The organism is Indolivaga capnocytophagoides, from assembly GCF_036511535.1.
GTDB lineage: Bacteria > Bacteroidota > Bacteroidia > Bacteroidales > Dysgonomonadaceae > Dysgonomonas_A > Dysgonomonas_A capnocytophagoides.
On the sequence record NZ_AP028867.1, the window covers coordinates 1953164 to 1970935 of the forward strand.

The following is a 17772-nucleotide window of genomic DNA, read 5'->3' on the forward strand; positions in this document are numbered from 1 at the left end:
CTAATAAAAAAAGAAAGGTTCAAAGACCTTAATACAACAAATAATGAAAAAAAAGAAGTCTATCGGTAAATGTATATTAAAGGGTGTAGCATTTGTAGCTATAGCTCTCGTTGTAATAGCTGTTGTCATGCTATTGTGGAATGCCATTATACCCCAAGTTATAGGCTGGTCGTCAATCACATATTGTCAGGCAGCCGGGATATTTATTCTGGCACGTCTCCTTTTCGGAAAATTTGGACGTCCGGGGGACTGCCGCAAATGCTGCAGTAAAGAAAAAGAACATAAGCAAGGACAAATTCAGGAAAAACTACAGCATATGTCACCCGAAGAAAGGCGCGAATATATACGCAGCCAAATGTCCAGACATAAGAAATATTGGTGTAACGATATTGAATGTGAAGACTTAGAAGATGGAGCAGATATTACAAAATAATATGAGTGCAGGTTTACCCGAATCACTCAATGTATCGGAAGTCTTTACTAAATATCAGGCACAACTAAGGGGTTTTATCTCAAAGCGGGTAGTATCGAAAGAAGACAGTGAAGATATATTGCAGAATGTATTTTATCAACTGTCGAAAGTAGATCCTCTGGTCAATCCTATTAACCAGATTTCGGGTTGGTTATACGCCGTAACCCGTAATCAGATTGCAGAATGGCGCAGAAGGCAAAAAAACGAAGAAATGCCAACCTATTCCAAGAATGAAGAGAATGACTTTCTGACAGAAGTGACAGAAGTACTTTTGGCTGACAATGCTTCTCCCGAAACATCTTATCTCCGTTCTATGGTGTGGACAGAACTAGACACTGCTCTGGAAGAATTACCTCCCCTGCAGCGAGAGATATTCGAATTAACCGAATTACAAGGTTTTTCTTTTAAGGAAATTTCGGAATCAACAGGTATTCCTATAAATACCTTATTGTCGAGAAAACGATATGCAGTGCTGTATCTGAGAGATAAATTGAAAAACCTATACGAAGATTTGTTAGGTGAGTAAGATATCTGAGTTTAGTATCATAATATAGTAATTTTCAATAGAAAAAGCCCGGCAGTTTTACCGGGCTTTTTCTATTTTTATATGGATTAGATCATTATTTGTTCAATAAATCTATAATAGGCTTTCCTATCGATCCGCTTGGCATTTGTATATGCAACATAGCTGCCACTGTAGGTGCAATATCGGTCATATATACTTCGGTATTAGAAACGCCATGTTTAACTCCCCATCCCATCCAAACAAGAGGAATATGTGCATCATAAGGATTCCAAGCCCCGTGCGTAGCACCTTTCATATTACTCATGCTATACCATCCGGGTTTTAATATGATTTGTATTTCGCCGCACAACTCCCGATTATAACCATTTATAATTTTTTCTTTTATGGCAGAAGGAATAGAAGCTTCCGATACTTTGTCTGTCACCACAGCGTAAGCTATAGACGGAATAGTTTCCAGATACGATATACTGGCGGCTCTCAAATCGTCCATATTAATAGCCGGAGTTATCTGAGGATAATTGAAGTTGACCTGATAATTATACAGACTGCGAACAAGTTGAGCAACCCCGAATTTCTGCTGTAAATATTTATTCAGATCATTTCTTATTTGTTTTTCATCCCAGTTTCCACCTTCGATCTTATTATCGTTAAGAAACTGTCCGTTATGACCTCCTCCATGATCGGCAGTCAGAAATACAACATAATTGCCTTTTCCTACTTTAAGATCAAGAAAGTAGAAGAAATCACTCAAATCTTTATCTAAGCGGAGGTAGGTATCTTCAGTTTTTACTGAATTAGGACTGAACTGATGACCTACATAATCGGTCGAAGATAAGCTTATAGCCAAAAAGTCTGTCACATTATGTGAACCAAGTTTTTCATTTTCGAGAGCCAGTTTAGCGACATCCAATGTCAGGGTATTACCATAAGGAGTAGATCGGATTAACCCCAAAGTATTATCTTTAATGAGCTTCGATGTCAGAATAGGGAAAGTCACTTTATCCACCCCTTTATAAGTATCTTCATACACATTATCGTCTTTTGTACTCTGCACATAAGTATCTATCGGATACAATGTATTCCAGTCTTGTTCCAGATATTTCTGAGCTTGTTTTTTATTATTAAAGTCAACCAGCCATTTTGGCAATTGCTGCATATACCATGTACTGCTTATCCAGTTGCCTGATTCTCCATCGAACCAATAAGCCGCATCAGCACTATGTCCGGCAGGAAGAATACTTCCTCGATCTTTTATGGATACGCCGATAACTTTTGACCTGAAATTTGTTGCTAATTTCAACTCATCGGTTATAGTCGTTGCTTTCAAATTGAAGGGCGACATTTTTCCGGCTTTTGCATTCTTATCAGCAGTTCCAACACTTTGCACATTATCATCCTGTGTACAATAAAGAGATTGTCCGGTTGCCTGCACCGTAAAATCATTACCCGCTATACCATGTATCGACGGAACAGATCCTGTGTAAATAGTGCTATGCCCTATCGCCGTATAAGACGGCACATAATTGAGCATCGTATTTTCGCACGAGAATCCCTCGTTTAGCAAACGTTTAAACCCTCCGTTGTTATAACGGTCGTAATATCTGTATAAGTAGTCCCATCTCATTTGATCTACTACTATCCCCACAACCAGTTTCGGACGATCCATCCGGCTCTGGCTAAATAAACTAAGGGACATCAAAAAAAGTAAAAGTGATGATAATCTTCTAATATTCATAACTTTTTCGAATTATATATGAAGTAAGTAAGGTCTCAGACCTTTTTGTTATTATTAAAAATCAAAGCTTCAGACTTTAAAATTACAGAAAAATGCAAAAAGGGCATCATCTTTGCTAATGAAAAAACAATGAATATCCGGTGAATAATCTGACACACAAAATGGCTTAAGCGGAGCTTAATAATCACAAGGGAGTAACAGAAAGTATTGAACAATGTATTTCAGAGTAATAACTATCTGTTGGTGTTATGATTGCAAAGTCAGTAAAAGGTCTGAGACCTTATTTTATTCGGATAAAAAGCAGTATCTTTGTATCCTTTTTTAAGGTCACAAACCTATTTATCCTTTGGCAAGTATAACAACCAGAACCTGTTATAGCTTGAATATATATATCATTAAATACTTTCATTTACTTATTTTATGAATAATTGGAAAAAAACATTTGCCATAATATGGTCGGGGCAATTCTTCTCGACTCTCACAAGTTCTATCGTAGGGTACGCCGTTGTATTCTGGTTGAGTCTTCATACTAAATCCGCCACAGTTTTGGCCTATGCAATGATAGCATCATTATTGCCTCAGTTGGTTCTGGGTTTATTCACCGGAGTATTTGTTGACAGGTGGAGCCGTAAACGTACCATGATACTAGCCGATTCATTTATTGCAGCGTGTACAGGAATTCTCTGTTTGATGTTTTATCTGGGTAAAGTCGATGTCTGGCAAATATACATTTTACTGGCCTTACGTTCGGCTGGAAGTGCCTTTCATACACCGGCTATGCAGGCGAGTATACCTCTGCTTGCTCCCGAAACTGAGTTAATGCGTATCTCGGGGGTTAATCAAATGATTTACTCGATAAGCAGCATTACAGGTCCTGCTATCGCAGCTTTACTGATCAATTTATTCGACATGACTTATGTATTGATGCTTGATGTCATTGGAGCGGCTATAGCCTGTACATCACTATTATTTGTCTTTATCCCCAATCCGGAGAAACCCGAAAACACGGAGCGAAATATTCTCAAAGAAGTAAAAGTAGGGCTACATGCTATATTCTCCAAAAGAGGTTTGGCGTGGCTTTTCCTTTGCGAAGTTGTTGTTATGTTTTTCATCCTACCCATATCAGCTTTATTTCCTCTGTTTACTATCGAATATTTTATGGGAGGTTCGTACGAAATGAGCATTGTGGAAATAGCCTGGGGAATAGGTATGCTGCTTGGCGGAGCATTATTAGGAATAAAAATGATGAAACAATTCAACAAAGTAATACTGATAGCTATCACATGTATTATTGTAGGACTTACTTTCCTGTTCTCCGGGGTGCTTCCCTCAAACGGATTCATTGCATTTGCAGTCTTAACGGGTATCGGAGGAATAGCTGTTGCGATCTGGAGCGGCTCATTCACGGTAATTCTCCAAACCAAAATAGATCAGTCTGTTTTGGGACGTGCTTTTTCAATATACGACAGCCTTACATTGATGCCGTCCATACCCGGACTACTGGCTACCGGATTTATAGCTGAGGCAATAGGGTTGACTAATGCGTTCATCTATTCAGGGATAGCAGTATGCATGGTCGGGGTCGTTTTATTCTTCATCCCCTCAACAGTAAGACTGGGAAGATCAACTATAGAAATAGATAAAATAAAATCTGATGAGGCTTAACGTCTCATCAGATCAGTTATTAAAAGTGGATTTTCAATTCTCAATTCATTTAAAAATTTTTCAACTTCATCTGTTTTCGGATTTTCTTTTAAGTGCTCTATCTCATTGGCTGTCAGACCAACCATTTGCAAAAAGGTTATTTCGCCGTTAGGAGTCTGTATAGTTCCCAATTCAGGATCAGGAGTGAAAGCCACTCCAACAATACCTATATCGGCTTTTGATTCTAATCGTATGGGACCATTCGCCGGTATAAAATGGTTCGGTTCAAACCATTTACCACTTTCAAACACATAACGAGCCAGATTATTCATCAGATTAATCACCCAAATAGGATCTTCTCCATCTTCGTCAAAAGGTTTCAGCCTGAATGTAAATTCAAATCCCCATTTACTGAATTCGGCTCCCGCAGCATCTTCATTGTAATACAATTCGGACATTCCATAACTTATAAAATGACGATGAAACTCCTGTTTCTGCGAATCATATATACTCGTCCCGTCTAATGGATCCTGACCGCCCAATATATAATGGAGAGGAGGTGCATAATGCCTTGGCTTCTGATCTCCATACAATTGTTCTACTTTTTTATCGATGGCCAGCCAACCGACAGCATCGTCTTCGTCGAATTGTTCTTTGTATTCTTTCTTTGTCATTTTAAGTCGGAAATTAAATCTATCAAGACCATAAACAATTATTAAGGTTACGGTCTAAAGTCTAGAATAAGACCTGAAATCTTATTCCTATAAGGCAAAGTTACATTTTATTTCAATACAGGACTATTACCATTTTTTGATTCATAAGTATATCTTTAATAGGTTACTAAAAATAAGTTTATTACTTTTGTATGCTAAGGAAATACAAATAAACAAATGGAAGAAACTGAAAAAAAAGATTTCTGTCCCATAAGGGATATTATTTCACGACTAAGCGACAAATGGTCTCTTTTGGTTATCATGACCTTAAGCTGGAACGGTACTATGCGTTTCAATGAAATACACAGATCAATGGACGATATTTCACAACGCATGCTTACAGTAACACTCCGTTCACTTGAAGCAGACGGATTGATAAGCAGACAAATATATCCGGAAGTTCCTCCCCGTGTCGAGTATAAGTTAACATCTATCGGAGAAAGCCTATTGCCTGCGTTGGAAGTTTTGGTAAATTGGGCAAAAACAAATACGGATGTTATTTTTAAGTCAAGAGATAAATTTGAGATGGCTGAAAAATAGACGCCTCCGTTTTATCAATAAAACAAGACATAAATACCTGTACATACAGCCGAAAGTATAATGAAGGACAAGTAGATACGAATAGCACGCCTGAGTCCTTCTTTTTTCGTTTTTGTATACGAGAAAATAATCAATGCAGTCAAAGGTAATGACACATACCAGTAATGGATTAAAACCATAAACAGAGGGACAAAAAAAGATAGAAAACCTTCTACTGTTTCAGACATACTATACTTCTTTGATTTTAGGTCAAAGATAAAAAAAGCAGACAAGTTTATAAATCCTGTCTGCCTTATTTTTCTATTTCGAAGGGAAATAAAACCCGCTATCGAAAGCCTTTACCGAACCAGAATCTGTATGACTGCATCCGTAAGGAATTTTCCACAGAGGATAATCGCTTCGCCGTAAGTAAAGATAATCGACTAATAATTTTACAAATATTTCCGCATCATCTTTAATCCATCGTCTCAACTGAGCCACATCATTTATATCTACGCCCTTACTGTTTTCACTATCCCGTATAGTAATTCCTTTGTTTACAATGCTCGCCCAATGAAAAGGCAATCCCTGATAAACGGCAAAAAAAGAAAGAGCAGGAGCGATCTTTATCAGCAATTCACTATTCAGATCAGAAAGACTATTCGAGGCAATCTGATCTTTCAGCTCACTAATCAAAGATTCCCCTAAAACGGGAGTAATATATAACTCTTGGGCAATAGACAGATAAGGTATAAATTCGGTCAGATCTGCATTACTTGTTACAGGAGAATGTTGTTTAAATAATTGCTCGTTTATTAACGCTATAGGTGTGTACATATTATTTTTATTAAAAGTTAGAATTCAAAGGCCTATGACCTTATTTATTTTCGTAAGCCTGTATCTGTTTGATTACTTCCAGTTCTTTAATTACTAAGTTACCATAGCCATTATTTACAGAAAACACATTCAGCGTATCAAGCAGTTTACGGCGCAACTTATGAATAACCGTGTAGTTATAAAGAATAAAGGAATTGATTATTTCACCGGCATTCCCGCTCAGGTTGCCTGTACCCGACAATCCGGCTAAAGTAGGAGAAGATAAACGGTGAGCCGAAATTATTTTCTGAAAGATAACATCATTGACATTATTATACAGATCGGCGTTATCACTTGCCACAAAGGGTGTCACTTCGGGTTTAATATCGTGACTCTCTCCATACAAAACAACAATTGAGTTGGCTCCATTAGTCCCAGAAAACGAAGCTTGCATATCCCTATTGAACTGAGCCTTGGCTTCATCAGCCGGATTACTTGGTATAGTTATTATTACTGAAGGAGCAAAGCCGTTATTAATAGAATTACGATAAAACCGGCCGAGCAATCCATCAGCTTCAATATAATTTAATGCTGAATAATAATGAGGAACAGGATAATAATCCAATCCCGGTTCATAATCTTTATAAAAATAAAGATAAGGTTCTCCATGCATCAAATCCTCTGTTCCATATGCTTTTATCTCAACAGGAGCATATTGTCCGGAAGTCTTCTTCCAATCATTCGAAATAAAAAAACTGATCGGAGTGCCATAATCATCAGTCTCCCCCACCCTTACCTTACTAAAATCGGTATGAAACAAACTTCTGCTTGCACCGTTTTCGTTGACTATCACCTGAAAACAAAATCCTCCGAAGGTTACATAATCCTTTGCCAGCTTTTCTATTAAGCAATCCCAATCTTCAATGGTATTAGGTCTCCCACAATACGTACTGTCATCAATACCTGCTCCACAAATATAAGTTACCTTATTTTCAATGATCGACTTATTCACAGGCGATTCATTATTAAGATCAATAATCCGTTGAGGAAGATTATTTTCTTCGCCGTAATTAATCCAACCTCTGTTATGACGAGTAAATCGAGGATAAGACGGTACATTTGCAGCCAGATTAATCACAGAATATTTCATTTTATCTGATGCTTTTTTTAATCTCTTTTTCATAATCTATACTTTTAAGTTTTCTGTATAGATAAAAAAAGAATAAAGTCATTTTGAAAAAGTTGTGAAGAGATAACATTGTTTCGATCGAAATTATATAACTTAACAGTCGGATTGCAATTGGTTAATAATTACGTAACAAGTATCAGAACAAACATTTTATATTTATCATGTTTTTCTTCCGGCTAATATCTTTTTTCATATTTTCTTCGGTATTTCTGCATACATCATGCAGAAAAGAAACGGCTGTCAACGGATATAAGTCTTCTCATTACTTTTATTCTGTCGATCGTACCAAGATATTATACGACGTCATTCCTTCTACCTCTTTAGAAAGCCTTTGGAGACAGCAATATGTAGAAATCCCCGCCGATGTACACTCATTCAAGGTATTAAGTACAGAATTTGCAGAAGACAAGAAGCATGTTTTCTATACTTATAAGATACTTATGAATGTAGACCGTCAATCTTTTTATTGGGATTCGATCAACGAATTGCCTAAAGACCGCAGACATGTATATCTGCCAACTACTAAAACAGACCGACTTGAAATTATAAAATATGCAGATCCGAAGACATACGAACGGGTAAAGCTACCTATAGCATGCCAGAAATGGTATAAAGATAAGCGGCATTATTTCTTTAAGCATGAAAAGACAAATGCTAATGTTCAATCAATGAAATTCGACAGTCCGTATCTCCCTTATGATAGCAGGTATATTTTTTATGAAAAGGATAATGATATATACACACTTCCCTATAAAGGCAAAATTACAGTTGTTAATGAAAAAATGATCTATGATGACAGACACATGTTGTATACTTCGGGATGCGACAGTTCCGCTACAATAATAGATTATAAGGACATCAACACTCTACGTTTTTACGACAATGATTATCAGGCATTCAGTATAGACAGTGCTGTCTATATCATGGGTCAAAAGATCAATGATAATAATGTTGATGCAGCAAGTTTCGAGATCGTACAATTTCCTTATTACAAGGATAAGAATCAGGTATATTACAAAGATACACCTCTTTATAGTTCTGATCCGTCAAGTTTCGTAATTCTTGACGAAAGATATGCCAAAGACAAGAAGCATGTTTACAGCAAAGGAAAAATACTTCCGGGATATACTTCGGAAAAGTTTGTTGCTGATCAATGGGGACGTTATCCGCCGGATTTCAATTATGGAAAAGATCCGTCCGAGAACTAGAGGTCACATTATTTCGATAAAAAAGTAAGAGGAAAAAATTAGCTAAACCCATTGCTAAAGTCAGTGGAAACATCAGCATATTACCTAATATTCCCATAACAATCCCGACAAGTATATCCACAACAAAATCTTCAATAGAAACAATTTTTTCTATAGAGGTTAAAGTAGATGCAATAAAGCAGCCAATCAATTCAATAATAATACATGTCAATATCGACAATAATAAAATAACGGGAACCGATCTTCGTTCTACAAGAACAAAGTAAAACAATAAGGCATAGCAAATTACACAAGCGATAGACATTCCTATCATCAAAAAATAATTGGGTGAATTTGGCACAAAAAACAAAATAGAGTTACCTACTAATAAATTTAGAGTAACACAAGTTGCAAATATCGAAAATCGGCTCATAATAATCCACTTATAAAGACTTCAACCGAAGACTTTTTCTACATAAATAAGCCCATAGAATACCGCTTATAGCTCCGGATAAATGACCTTCCCATGAAACTTGTTCGTCCTGAGGAAACACCCCCCAGACCAAACCAGAATACATAAAAGCGACTAACACCGATAACAATATAAGTTTTACGTTTTGACTCATTATACCTCCAAAAACCAAAAATGAAGCCAAAGCATAAATAATTCCACTAGCTCCGATATGCCAAGCCGGACGTCCTATAATCCATGTAAGAATTCCGGTAGTAACCCACAACAGGATCAAATACATTATGGCATTGCGTTTATAGAATGTCAACAACATTGTACACAAGACAAAAAATGGCAGCGTATTAGCTATCAAGTGCTCCCAACTACCATGAATAAAAGGAGCTGTAAGAATCCCAATCAAACCCGCCTGCATACGAGGAAGAATACCCCAATTACTAAGATCGAGTCCAAGATACTGAACACCTTCTACAGCCCAAAATATCAGGACGAAAACAAAGGAGTACTTCAAAGCCTGTAACAGGCTATTTTTCTTATAACGATCCATACTACACTATTTTTACAAATAAGGTCTCAGACCTCTTACATATCCCCGATTATATTTCCAAACAAACTATTTCTCCATAAGTAGGAGTAGACTCAAATAATTTATCCAGCGTAGCAACTCCTGCATATACCTTTGCACAGTTAATTACTCCACCATGAGCGAATATTACAACATTTTCATAATCCTGAGTTTTCAACTCATCAAGAAATGATACAACCCTATTATAAAAGATCCGGAATGATTCACCACCATCAGTTGGTTCTTCTACCCAATTATCATACCACTTCGAGATTTTTTCACCGGAAATATCATCCCATCTCTTCATTTCCCAATTTCCAAAATACATCTCTTTGAGGCGATCAACTAATACCATGCGGTCTTCAAAACCACAATATCTAGCCAATTTACGACAACGGCTCAAAGGACTCGAATATACAGCTTCAAATTGCAAACCTTCCAGATTTGTCTTAACCTGCTCTGCTTCCTGTTCAAAGGTTTCGCGCACAGGTACATTAGACTGTCCATAACATACACCTTGAGGAACATCTACCGAAGTATGTCTTATAAAATATAGTTTCATCGTTAATCATTTTACAGAAAATGTATATCTTCTTTTAGCTACTTAATCATACCCAACCGTTATCAATGACAATAACACTACCTATATAAAAAGCCAGTTCGCAAAGGAGAAATAAAGCTCCACAGCAATCGCCTGTATATCCCTGAATCTTTTTTCCCATCAACCAAGTCAATCCGAAAAAAACGGCCAAAGGCAGTACTACAATCCACCATGCAATCGAAGGTATAAAGAACAATATAGGCAATAATCCGAAAACGGCTGATATAATCAAAGGAAATAATGACATTTTATTGTATACTACTTTCGCCTTGCTGGTATCTTCATTACGTGCGTAAGTAAGCCGGAGAGTTATCAATGAGCCTATAAATTTACAACAAGGATCGGCTGCAAGTATGGTTATACAGGCCCAATACAAAGGCATGGAGTACAAAAGCATAAACATCAGAAGGAAATAAAAAATAAGCCCTACCACACCATAAGTCCCAATATGAGAGTCCTTCATTATAGCCAGAATACGCTCTTTGATTGTTCCTCCTCCAAAACCATCAAAAAAATCGGCTAAACCATCCTCATGCAAAGCTCCGGTAATTAGTAAACGGCTAAGAATAGCTAGAACTATAGCGACCTGAACCGGTAGTATTTGAGCCGTTAACGACAGTGTACCAGCCATAACAGGAGCCGTAAGCCAGCCCACAACAGCCCAATAATTAATCACTTGCTTAAAATATTCGTTAGGAACCGAGAAGATACGCCAAAAAGGTAATCGTGTAAAAAATATAAGTGCAGCAGCCAGATTATTCATAACAGATTTTAAAAGATCAGATGTTTCCGCAAAGATACAATATTATGACATTCCACTATCAAGCTATATCTGAACATTTAAAATCACAGACCTATTTATTACTTTAATAATTAAACAACCAAAGTCTGTTATAAACTAAAAATATATCATTAAATACTTTCATTTACTTAACAGCATTCACCGAATTTGTACGAATCACTAAAAAAATGTATCATTGCATCTCCTTAACCAGTTTCTCATGAGAATATTCACTATACTGCTAACCACTATACTATTCGGCACATCGTGTTCCGCAACCTACTTCTATTCAACAATAAATACAAACGACCCATATACATATAAAACAGCAGACGGAATATTCGTACAAGAAGGAGACAGCCTTGATGTTACATATAGTTTCTTTGGCGAAAATGCACCAATCACAATAGGAATAGTAAACAAGATGTCACGTCCGGTATATATAGATTGGCGCAAGTCGGGAGTCATTATTGACAGTATTGTTTCTCCTTTTGTGGGAAGACCTGATAATATTCAATACGATGAAGAAGTTGACTTCAATAGATATATGAATAATCCACAGGGTATAAGCTATATACGCCCCTACTCTAAATACGAAAGACAAGTTATGGAATTAGCCAATTTTAATTTCGATAAGATCAACAAAGATTATTTTGCATCTCAACACACCGAAGCCGACAGAAAAGGTCGTAACAGACAATTAAACAGTATACAATATACAGAAAACGACAGTCCTCTTTTAATGAAAACATATCTATCTGTGTATGAAGGATCTTCTCAGATATATGATCCACTGATTTTCGAATCGGATTTTTATATTTCCGAACTGATCAAAGGAGGAAAACACTCAGGAATACAATCATTTAAAGACAAACAAGGCGATATTTTCTTTGTTAGATATGAAAAAGGAAAATTATTTAAGAAAATAGGAGAAAGCACTTTAAAAGTAACAACAGTAGCTGTTAGCAATATTACATCATGGGCAGTAGAAGGAGCTATAAGAAATGATTAAAGGCCTCACACCTGATTACTTTGCAAACACAAAAAACAGCCAACACCCTCTAATTAAACACATTAAACACATTCTGTCGCTTAATTAATGACCTTAGACATCAATACTACATCCTGATACTTTCCGTTTTTCTTTGCTACTTCTTTTAAAATTCCTTCAGTCTCAAAGCCTTGTTTCTCATGTAAGGCAATACTTCCAAAATTAGTCGCAGTTATTACACTTACGATTTTATGCAATCGATTTTTAGAACGAGCAAAATCTTCAATATATTTCATCATCGCCGACGCAACCCCCATCCTATAATAGCAGTCTGAAACATACACAGATAATTCTGCCGATATATCATACCCATCTATTAATCTAAAATTAGATAAAGACACCCATCCTGCTGCAGTACCATCAACTTCTGCAATAAAGATGGCATACAAATCACTATTTTGATGTTCATCATACCATTGGCGAATATCTCCATCAGATTTAGGGTATTCGCTAAGGTAAAAATCATGATTAGTGATAACTTCATTAAGAACTTCTTTTACAAATTCTAAATCACGAAGTTCAATTGGACGTATATTAATTTTACTGCACATAAAATAAGCAAATCACCATGAAGGTTCTACATGTATGAGTATATCTGCAATCTCGGGCATATCTTCCTTGATTTTATCTTTCAGATTATGAGCTATATCATGTCCTTGTTTGACTGTTATATTCTTATCGACAATAATATGCAGATCAATATAATAGGTCATACCTGTTTTTCTGACATGACATTTATCCGTATTTAAAACTCCGTCTATTGTCCGTGCAAATTTACAAACATCCTGTTCCATATCTCCATACATATCCTTATCCATAATCTCACCTAAAGCAGGTTTCAGAATACGATAACTATTGTAAAGTATAATAAACGCAGCCAGCAATGCAGCCCAATCATCGGCAGATTCATAACCATCTCCCATGATTAAAGCGATTGAAATACCAATAAAAGCAGCAACAGAGGTTATCGCATCGCTTCTATGATGCCACGCATCAGCTTGCAATGCTGTACTTTTGGTTAACTTAGCCTTACGCATAACCAAATGATACGAAATTTCTTTCCAAATAATAATTGCTCCCAGAATATAAAGGGTAAAAGCCTTAGGCGCCTCATGAGGTGTCCGGATATTATCAACACTCTCGTAAGCTATAACTGTAGCCGAGACAATAAGGAAACCAACTACAACAAATGTCACCAAGGGCTCTATACGTCCATGCCCGTAAGGATGATTTTTATCAGCAGGCTTGTTTGCATATTTGATACCTAACAGAACAAAAATAGAGGAAAAAATATCGGCTGTAGATTCGATAGCATCTGCAATTAAAGCATACGAATTTCCAAAATAACCCGCCAACCATTTTATTATAGCCAATGCCGTATTACCGACAATACTGATTTGAGTTGCCCGTACGGCAGTCTTTTCTTTTGTCATAAAGAATATTCATTGAGAATATACTACAAAGATATATTTAAAAATTAAGTATAGCCAAAACAAACAAAACAAAAGCGATGCCTAAAATTTAGACATCGCTTTCGACTATATAACTCCAAGATTTCGTTTTTCAGCAAAACAGCAGACCTCACTGCAACTTAGTATCCTATAGTAAATCGTTCCTGATGGTGCTGTGGATTTTCCAGCTCATCAATCATAGCCTTGGCATAATCTTCTACTGAAATTTTGCTTTCGCCATTTATATCCACGACCAGATCATCTTTACCCAGCCTGTATTTTGCAGTTCTTTCTCCAGGTTCAATAGTTCCTGCAGGGGAGAAAAATACCCAATCGAGATTCTTCTCATTTTTCAAATCTTCTTTCAAAACCTTAGCTAAAGCAAGTACTCCCGGCAAAATAGCATCGGGAATAACTCCCGAATCGACAACAGTTTTACCCGGAGCAACAAATAAACTGCCCGCTCCTCCTACAATCTGTAATCTTTTAATATTAGCAAGCTTAGTTGCCGCAATAATAGATTTATACCCTTTGTCGGTATCAACAGCAATATTAGGATTACTCCAACCGGGATTATAAGCACTGATAACTGCATCAGCTCCTGATAACACATCAGCTAACTTGGAAACATCCATTACATCAGTTTTAACTAATTCTAGATTAGAGTTTTTATCTGAGATCTTTTCAGGATGCCTAACGATCGCCTTCACAAAATATCCCCGTCCTAACGCTTCTTTCAAAATTGCTGATCCGACAAATCCGCTGGCTCCTATTAATACAATCTTTTTCATATGCTTTAAATTATAATTTACAATAGTATATTTTTGTAAGTTTATTACTTTTACACCCTAAAGATAAATAGATATATATTAATAACCAATAAGTTACATATTTGTTCTATACGAACAAAACGATAACCAAGACTGATTATCAAGCAAATAAAAAAAATGTGAGTAAATAAAAAGTGAAGAATCAGAAAAATACCCAAAATTGAAATATGGGTATTTTCTGATTTTTCTATTGCATTAGCTATGCAGAGTGTTGTTCGGCGATTTGCAAGGCAAACCAATGCAATCCAAATGCTTTAACAGTGAATGTTAGTGTGTTTGAAGAAAGCATTTATATATAAGATGCTAAATACAAATATTCGTTGCATGCATCTTTTCTTTTTTTATTAAAACTGAATGAAAAAGAATAAAATAGTTATTTAATTCTTTTTTCAACAAAGGGTAAACAATAGACCACCAAAACAGAATACCAAGTAAACACACAAGCACAAAACACCATCAATCTAGAATAAATAAAAACAAAGAAAGAAACAGAAAATCGCGAAGAAAGGATACAAACACACTAAATATCAACAATATAAAAAGTCTCAAAGAAACATTATCCTTCAAAATCCATTTAAAACAATCTTAAGATAATCTTAAATAAAAACGTCAATTTCAAACAGATAAAATACTTATTAAGAGAAATAATATGATAAAAAAAAGCCGCTTATTCCATTAATGGAAATATTCCTTACAACACATAATAAAGCAAAAGAAACTATGTGCAAATGAATTCAGAATTAGTACTTTTGTGCAATTTTTAATTTAAAGTACTTAATAATGACAAATAACTTAAACGGCTACTCTAAAGAAAAGATAAGATTAGGAGTCTTGACTTTTTTTCTCCTGCAAGGATTATGCTTTGCCAGTTGGGCTAGCCGTATTCCCGATATAAAAGACCATCTGGGGATAACCGATACTCGCATCTGGGGATTGATTCTATTTTTAATTCCTGTTGGTAAATTTCTGGCTATACCTCTAGCTGGCTATAGTGTTTCGAAATTCGGAAGCCGTATCATGGTACAAATAAGCATACTTGGCTATGGCCTAGCGTTATTTCTAATCGGGCTCAGTGCAAACATCTATATACTGGGAGGATGTCTTGTATTATTCGGTATATTTTGGAATCTTACAGATATATCACTAAACACTCAGGGGATTGGTATAGAAAAATTGTTTGGAAAAACAATTATGGCTACTTTTCATGGTACATGGAGTCTTGCCGCTTGTTTAGGAGCTTTGATCGGCTTTGCGATGATAAACTTCGAAGTTATTCAGACTTATCACTTCGCGATCATATTTGCTGTAATTGTGCTCGTATGGGCTATAAATAAAAAATACTTACAAGAAGACGAGGTAGAAAATATCAAACCCGAAGAAGTAAAAGAAACCATACAAGTAAAAGATAAGAAGTTTAAAATGCCTGAAATGGTCTTACTGCAACTCGGACTCATTGGTCTTTTTGCCCTCATAGTAGAAAGTGCCATGTTTGACTGGAGCAGTATATATTTCGAATCGATAGTTCAGGCTCCGCCATCTCTAAGAGTAGGATTTCTGGTATTTATGGTCATGATGACAGCAGGACGTTTCCTTACAAACTTCGCATACAACAAATTCGGCAAGAAAAGGACAATACAAATCGCCGGATGTTTTATCTTCATCGGAATGTTTGTTTCAGGATTATTTCCAAGTGTCATTCCTTGCTCTATCGGTTTTATGCTCGTAGGAATGGGGATTTCTTGCATAGTTCCGACTATATACAGTGTGGTTGGAGAGAAGTCAAAGACAAAGACCAGTATAGCCTTAACTATATTATCGACAATAAGTTTTGTAGGATCACTGATAGCTCCATTACTGATAGGCTACATATCACATTTCCGTGACATGAAATATGCATATATGGTTATAGGTGTTGTAGGTGCTTTAATTGTAGTTGTTACAACTACAACCAAAGCCATGAATCAAGAAAAGAAATAGAAGATACTTCATATAAAATAAAATAGGACTGAATGTTAATTCAGTCCTATTTTTATTCTAAGGTCACAAACAACCTTTATCGATTTATAAGTATAAAAACAATTTATATATCAGATTTCTAATGAAGCTAAGATATCTTCTGTTGGAATGCTTATTTCTCGTTTTTCCATAGCAGTCTGAACATCTTCTTCAGTTCCTGTAAAAGGACCGAAAGCCTCAATCTTTATAGTAGCCATAGCTGCCGCAAATCTAGCAGCCTCCTCCATACTTTCTCCTTTTGCTCTTTTATACAAATAACCTGCCATATATGTGTCTCCACAACCTGTAGCATCTACAACTTCAGCTTTGAAAGCAGGGATCATAGTAAAATTCTCACCATCATACAAAACAGACCCCATACTACCCAATGTTAACAAAACCTCTTTCACTCCCCAACTATTCAGTAATCGGGCAGCCTTATAAACATCAGAAGTACCTGTTAAAACTTTCATTTCCATTTCGTTAGCTTTCAGAACATCCACAAATTTCAGGACTTCCAATTTATCAGCCCAATCTACAGGGTACACTTTGTCCCCCCTTACTTCACGAAGATATCCCTGACAATCTATTGATATTTTACCTCTTTTAGATAATTCTTCAACAAACTCATTCGAAAAATCATCGGCAAGCAATGCCCCAATATGAAAATAGTTAGCCTGAATATTATTCATTGCTGCCATAACAAACGGATCAGCCTTTGCAAGTACTCGCTGAGTTCGGTTATCTTGATTCTCGCCATATGTATTTTCAAAATAAACACTATTCTTGCATAGCATTACATCCACTTTTATACCTTTAGCCCTCAAATCTTGAACGGCCTGCAATTCGGATTCGGCAAGACCTGCAACCAAAATATAATCCGAATTTAGTTTACTGACAGCATGAGAAAAATAAAAAGAAGCACCACCCGACATATATACCGTTTCCTTAGGTGTAACTATTTTGTCGAGAGTTAAATGCCCGACACAGCAAATTTCATAATTATGCATTGGTAATAAGTAATAGATAAAATTTCATGAAACATTTGCAGAACATAATTGGCTTTGAATTTTGCTTTTTCAAAGCATCCTAAAAAGGTCTTAGACCCTTTTTTATATTTCTTCAAAAAATTGAGTTCAAAGATACATTAATCAAATAAAAAACACACGATTAAAAAGAGCTTTCTTTTAATTGTGCCATATATCAGACAAAAATGCAAGAACAGAAA

At 36.1% G+C, this 17772-nt stretch carries 20 protein-coding genes; 7 read left to right on the forward strand and 13 right to left on the reverse strand.

The genetic code is table 11. The features are described 5' to 3' along the window. Window positions 1–43 precede the first annotated feature (43 nt). Both AABJ51_RS08085 and AABJ51_RS08090 read left to right on the forward strand, forming a co-directional pair. A complete protein-coding gene (locus AABJ51_RS08085) occupies window positions 44–433 on the forward strand; it encodes a hypothetical protein (protein WP_035332315.1) in 390 nt (129 codons plus the stop codon). Next, window positions 411–998 carry an RNA polymerase sigma factor gene (locus AABJ51_RS08090; RefSeq protein ID WP_338375383.1) on the forward strand — a complete coding sequence of 196 codons (588 nt, stop codon included), beginning with the start codon at window positions 411–413 and terminating at the stop codon, window positions 996–998. Before AABJ51_RS08085 ends, AABJ51_RS08090 begins: the two co-directional genes overlap by 23 nt. 94 nt (window positions 999–1092) lie before the next feature. Here AABJ51_RS08090 and pafA read toward each other — a convergent pair whose 3' ends face one another. Further along, entirely contained in the window at window positions 1093–2733 is a 1641-nt protein-coding gene (gene pafA / locus AABJ51_RS08095; RefSeq protein ID WP_338375385.1) for an alkaline phosphatase PafA, read from the reverse strand. A 420-nt stretch (window positions 2734–3153) separates the two neighbouring features. Here pafA and AABJ51_RS08100 point away from each other — a divergent pair, with 420 nt between their 5' ends. Next, window positions 3154–4398, forward strand: a complete 1245-nt coding sequence (locus AABJ51_RS08100; protein ID WP_026627882.1) for an MFS transporter — start codon at window positions 3154–3156, stop codon at window positions 4396–4398. Here AABJ51_RS08100 and AABJ51_RS08105 read toward each other — a convergent pair. Next, window positions 4395–5051, reverse strand: a complete 657-nt coding sequence (locus tag AABJ51_RS08105; RefSeq protein ID WP_338375389.1) for a suppressor of fused domain protein — start codon at window positions 5049–5051, stop codon at window positions 4395–4397. The two genes, AABJ51_RS08100 and AABJ51_RS08105, sit on opposite strands and share 4 nt — an antisense overlap. 216 nt (window positions 5052–5267) lie before the next feature. Here AABJ51_RS08105 and AABJ51_RS08110 point away from each other — a divergent pair, with 216 nt between their 5' ends. Then, window positions 5268–5630, forward strand: coding sequence for a winged helix-turn-helix transcriptional regulator (locus AABJ51_RS08110; protein ID WP_026627884.1), 363 nt, complete (start codon window positions 5268–5270; stop codon window positions 5628–5630). 14 nt (window positions 5631–5644) lie between these two features. Here the strand turns inward: AABJ51_RS08110 and AABJ51_RS08115 are convergent, their stop codons facing one another. The 3 genes from AABJ51_RS08115 to AABJ51_RS08125 form a co-directional block, all read right to left on the reverse strand. Continuing rightward, window positions 5645–5857, reverse strand: a complete 213-nt coding sequence (locus AABJ51_RS08115; RefSeq protein ID WP_026627885.1) for a hypothetical protein — start codon at window positions 5855–5857, stop codon at window positions 5645–5647. 73 nt (window positions 5858–5930) lie between these two features. Further along, a complete protein-coding gene (locus AABJ51_RS08120) occupies window positions 5931–6446 on the reverse strand; it encodes a DUF6712 family protein (protein WP_338375392.1) in 516 nt (171 codons plus the stop codon). A gap of 40 nt (window positions 6447–6486) precedes the next feature. Then, window positions 6487–7608 (reverse strand): hypothetical protein, encoded by a 1122-nt coding sequence (locus tag AABJ51_RS08125; RefSeq protein WP_338375394.1) that lies wholly within the window; start codon window positions 7606–7608, stop codon window positions 6487–6489. 167 nt (window positions 7609–7775) lie between these two features. Here AABJ51_RS08125 and AABJ51_RS08130 point away from each other — a divergent pair, with 167 nt between their 5' ends. After that, window positions 7776–8822 (forward strand): DKNYY domain-containing protein, encoded by a 1047-nt coding sequence (locus tag AABJ51_RS08130; RefSeq protein WP_134436516.1) that lies wholly within the window; start codon window positions 7776–7778, stop codon window positions 8820–8822. Here AABJ51_RS08130 and AABJ51_RS08135 read toward each other — a convergent pair. The 4 genes from AABJ51_RS08135 to AABJ51_RS08150 are packed head-to-tail and all read right to left on the reverse strand — an operon-like array spanning window position 8791 to window position 11199. Then, the gene (locus tag AABJ51_RS08135; RefSeq protein ID WP_134436517.1) at window positions 8791–9234 is read right to left on the reverse strand and encodes a hypothetical protein; all 444 of its coding nucleotides are present in this window, start codon (window positions 9232–9234) and stop codon (window positions 8791–8793) included. The genes AABJ51_RS08130 and AABJ51_RS08135 overlap by 32 nt on opposite strands. 10 nt (window positions 9235–9244) lie before the next feature. Beyond that, window positions 9245–9817, reverse strand: coding sequence for a rhomboid family intramembrane serine protease (locus AABJ51_RS08140; RefSeq protein WP_338375398.1), 573 nt, complete (start codon window positions 9815–9817; stop codon window positions 9245–9247). Window positions 9818–9866: 49 nt separating this feature from the next. Next, on the reverse strand, window positions 9867–10397 hold the full coding sequence (cobC, locus tag AABJ51_RS08145) for an alpha-ribazole phosphatase (protein WP_338375400.1): 531 nt from the start codon (window positions 10395–10397) through the stop codon (window positions 9867–9869). 46 nt (window positions 10398–10443) lie between these two features. Next, window positions 10444–11199 (reverse strand): adenosylcobinamide-GDP ribazoletransferase, encoded by a 756-nt coding sequence (locus AABJ51_RS08150; protein ID WP_338375403.1) that lies wholly within the window; start codon window positions 11197–11199, stop codon window positions 10444–10446. 238 nt (window positions 11200–11437) lie between these two features. Between AABJ51_RS08150 and AABJ51_RS08155 the strand changes: the two genes are divergently transcribed. Further along, window positions 11438–12229: a hypothetical protein gene (locus AABJ51_RS08155; RefSeq protein ID WP_338375405.1), complete on the forward strand. Its 792-nt coding sequence runs from the start codon at window positions 11438–11440 to the stop codon at window positions 12227–12229. 80 nt (window positions 12230–12309) lie between these two features. On the opposite strand, the gene AABJ51_RS08160 is transcribed toward AABJ51_RS08155, so the two are convergent. The 3 genes from AABJ51_RS08160 to AABJ51_RS08170 all read right to left on the reverse strand — a co-directional run bounded on the left by AABJ51_RS08160 (window position 12310) and on the right by AABJ51_RS08170 (window position 14510). Next, window positions 12310–12819 carry a GNAT family N-acetyltransferase gene (locus AABJ51_RS08160; protein WP_338375408.1) on the reverse strand — a complete coding sequence of 170 codons (510 nt, stop codon included), beginning with the start codon at window positions 12817–12819 and terminating at the stop codon, window positions 12310–12312. A 12-nt stretch (window positions 12820–12831) separates the two neighbouring features. Then, window positions 12832–13701: a cation diffusion facilitator family transporter gene (locus AABJ51_RS08165; protein WP_026627892.1), complete on the reverse strand. Its 870-nt coding sequence runs from the start codon at window positions 13699–13701 to the stop codon at window positions 12832–12834. 158 nt (window positions 13702–13859) lie between these two features. Next, entirely contained in the window at window positions 13860–14510 is a 651-nt protein-coding gene (locus AABJ51_RS08170) for an NAD(P)-dependent oxidoreductase (RefSeq protein WP_026627893.1), read from the reverse strand. A gap of 819 nt (window positions 14511–15329) precedes the next feature. Here AABJ51_RS08170 and AABJ51_RS08175 point away from each other — a divergent pair. Further along, complete coding sequence (locus AABJ51_RS08175) at window positions 15330–16526, forward strand: MFS transporter (protein WP_026627894.1); 1197 nt, start codon at window positions 15330–15332, stop codon at window positions 16524–16526. Between the two features lie 110 nt (window positions 16527–16636). On the opposite strand, the gene AABJ51_RS08180 is transcribed toward AABJ51_RS08175, so the two are convergent. Next, window positions 16637–17554 carry a PfkB family carbohydrate kinase gene (locus AABJ51_RS08180; RefSeq protein WP_338375413.1) on the reverse strand — a complete coding sequence of 306 codons (918 nt, stop codon included), beginning with the start codon at window positions 17552–17554 and terminating at the stop codon, window positions 16637–16639. Between the last annotated feature and the right edge of the window lie 218 nt (window positions 17555–17772).